Below are 2,869 nucleotides of genomic sequence, written 5' to 3'. Positions count from 1 at the left end.
TTGGTCAGTTTAGCCATTTCTTAGTCCTCCACTACCAGGCCCATGGAACGTGCAGTACCTTCAATGGAGCGAGTCATCGCTTCAATGTCGGAACCAGTCATGTCGGCAGCTTTGGTCTGCGCGATTTCCTGCAGCTGAGTGCGGGAAATTTTACCTACTTTGTCTTTGTTCGGCTTACCGGAACCAGACTTGATACCAGCCGCTTTTTTCAGCAGAACTGCTGCCGGCGGGGTCTTGGTAACGAAAGTGAAAGAACGGTCAGCGTAAACGGTAATAACAACCGGAGTCGGCAGGCCTTTTTCCAGGGATTCAGTTTTGGCGTTGAACGCTTTACAGAATTCCATGATGTTAACGCCTTGCTGACCCAGTGCTGGGCCGACTGGCGGACTCGGGTTTGCCATACCAGCTGCAACCTGCAGCTTGACATAGGCTTGTACTTTCTTAGCCATTGTAAAATCCTCTGATTGGGTTATAGCGCCTCAAGGAGGCTCCCCGTGATAAAATTCGTTTTACGGATGCGATCCATAAAAACAAAAGGCGCGAAATTGTATTCCAATCTCGCGCCCTGTGCAACGATTAAATCGTCGCTTTTTTGATCGGCTACTTAGGCTTTTTCTACCTGCGCAAAGTCCAGCTCTACCGGGGTCGCACGACCGAAGATAGAAACAGAAACTTTCAGGCGGGACTTTTCGTAGTCCACTTCTTCAACCACACCGTTAAAGTCAGCAAACGGACCATCACTGACACGGACCATTTCGCCCGGTTCAAACAGCGTTTTAGGACGCGGCTTATCCCCAACCTGCTGCAGGCGGTTCATAATCGCATCAACTTCTTTGTCGCTGATTGGCGCCGGACGGTCAGACGTGCCGCCGATAAAGCCCATTACGCGAGGTACGCTACGCACCAGGTGCCAGCTTGCGTCGTTCATCACCATCTGAACAAGGACGTAACCCGGGAAGAATTTACGTTCGCTTTTGCGACGCTGGCCGCCACGGATCTCGACCACTTCTTCGGTCGGAACCATAACTTCGCCAAACAACTCTTCCATGTTGTGTAATTTGATATGCTCACGCAGCGACGTAGCTACGCGGCCTTCAAAACCGGAAAACGCCTGAACGACGTACCAGCGCTTTTTAGGGGCTTCAGACATCTTAGAACCTCAGGCCAGTGATAAAGGATACCAGGCGAACCAGAATACCATCCAGTCCCCACAGGATCAGTGACATTACAGCGGTAACCGCAGCTACAATCAGCGTGGTGTGCAATGTTTCCTGGCGAGTCGGCCAAATGACCTTACGGACTTCGGTTCTCGCTTCGCGGGCAAAAGCAACGGTCGCTTTACCTTTGGTCGTCAACAGCGCGACACCACCCGCTGCAGCAATCAGAATTACCACTGCCAGCGCGCGTAGCGGCAGCATCATGTCACGATAAAGATAGTTGCCAACGATTGCCACGATCAACAATACGGCTACCACTACCCATTTCATCGCTTCCAGGCCGCGCCCGCTCCCTTGAGCTTCGGTATTCGCACTCATAAACCAACCTGTCAGAAGTATTCTACAAATATTTTCACCCCGCGATTGCGAGGCGAACCTAACCGAAATGCTCTGATGCGTTTCGGACTAAAACGCCCTCTTCAGAGCCTGTCTCAGCAATGATTATGACAAATAAAATCACTGATGAGCCAGGTTCTGGTTCGAAAGCGTGCAAAAAGGGCATCAAATGATGCCCTTTTCATGCGCATTGCGTCAAATGTTATCAGCAATTAGCTGAGAACTTTAGCAACCACGCCCGCACCAACGGTACGGCCACCTTCACGGATTGCGAAACGCAGACCGTCATCCATCGCGATTGGGTGGATCAGGGTAACAACCATTTTGATGTTGTCGCCTGGCATTACCATCTCAACGCCTTCTGGCAGTTCGATGGTACCGGTCACGTCAGTTGTACGGAAGTAGAACTGTGGACGGTAGCCTTTGAAGAACGGAGTATGACGGCCGCCTTCATCTTTGGACAGGATGTACACTTCGGATTCGAACTTGGTGTGTGGCTTGATAGAGCCCGGCTTAGCCAGAACCTGGCCACGCTGGATTTCTTCACGCTTGATACCACGCAGCAGAACACCACAGTTCTCGCCTGCACGACCTTCGTCCAGCAGTTTGCGGAACATTTCAACGCCGGTACAGGTAGACTTAGCAGTCTCTTTGATACCAACGATTTCAACTTCTTCGCCAACTTTAACGATACCGCGCTCTACACGACCGGTAACAACAGTACCACGGCCGGAGATAGAGAATACGTCTTCGATAGGCAGCAGGAACGGCTTGTCAATCGCACGCTCTGGTTCCGGGATGTAAGAGTCCAGGTAGCCAGCCAGTTCGATGATTTTCTCTTCCCACTGTGCTTCGCCTTCCAGCGCTTTCAGTGCAGAACCACGAACGATAGGGGTGTCGTCGCCTGGGAAATCGTACTGAGACAGCAGCTCACGTACTTCCATTTCTACCAGTTCCAGCAGCTCTTCGTCATCAACCATGTCGCATTTGTTCAGGAACACGATGATGAAAGGAACGCCTACCTGACGACCCAGCAGGATGTGCTCACGGGTCTGAGGCATAGGGCCGTCAGTCGCAGCAACAACCAGGATCGCGCCGTCCATCTGCGCAGCACCGGTGATCATGTTTTTAACATAGTCGGCGTGGCCTGGGCAGTCTACGTGTGCGTAGTGGCGAGTCGGGGTGTCATACTCAACGTGGGAAGTGTTGATGGTGATACCACGCGCTTTTTCTTCTGGTGCGTTATCGATCTGGTCGAATGCACGAGCAGAACCACCGTAGGTTTTAGCCAGAACGGTAGTGATTGCAGCGGTCAG

At 51.9% G+C, this 2,869-nt stretch carries 4 protein-coding genes; all 4 read right to left on the bottom strand.

Annotated features, from left to right (window positions below):
• Nucleotides 1-20: 20 nt before the first annotated feature.
• A complete protein-coding gene (gene rplK / locus ACRDD5_RS19670; protein ID WP_271282900.1) occupies nucleotides 21-449 on the bottom strand; it encodes a 50S ribosomal protein L11 in 429 nt (142 codons plus the stop codon).
• A gap of 155 nt (nucleotides 450-604) precedes the next feature.
• Nucleotides 605-1,150, bottom strand: coding sequence for a transcription termination/antitermination protein NusG (gene nusG, locus ACRDD5_RS19665; protein ID WP_002438628.1), 546 nt, complete (start codon nucleotides 1,148-1,150; stop codon nucleotides 605-607).
• 1 nt (nucleotide 1,151) lies between these two features.
• Entirely contained in the window at nucleotides 1,152-1,535 is a 384-nt protein-coding gene (gene secE / locus ACRDD5_RS19660; RefSeq protein WP_003862342.1) for a preprotein translocase subunit SecE, read from the bottom strand.
• Between the two features lie 230 nt (nucleotides 1,536-1,765).
• Nucleotides 1,766-2,869 (bottom strand): elongation factor Tu (tuf, locus tag ACRDD5_RS19655; protein ID WP_438677743.1); only part of this gene is annotated, 1,104 nt, incomplete at its 5' end.

The organism is Silvania sp. (genome assembly GCF_051656365.1).
GTDB classification, from domain to species: domain Bacteria; phylum Pseudomonadota; class Gammaproteobacteria; order Enterobacterales; family Enterobacteriaceae; genus Enterobacter; species Enterobacter hatchlandensis.
Note: the sequence above shows the minus strand (reverse complement) of the source record. Positions and strands in the feature narration are given on the sequence as shown.

What these genes read in the sequence shown, in the direction of transcription:
- rplK (WP_271282900.1), bottom strand. Translation starts at nt 449, where the DNA reads ATGGCTAAGAAAGTACAAGCCTATGTCAAGCTGCAGGTTGCAGCTGGT.
- secE (WP_003862342.1), bottom strand. Translation starts at nt 1,535, where the DNA reads ATGAGTGCGAATACCGAAGCTCAAGGGAGCGGGCGCGGCCTGGAAGCG.
- nusG (WP_002438628.1), bottom strand. Translation starts at nt 1,150, where the DNA reads ATGTCTGAAGCCCCTAAAAAGCGCTGGTACGTCGTTCAGGCGTTTTCC.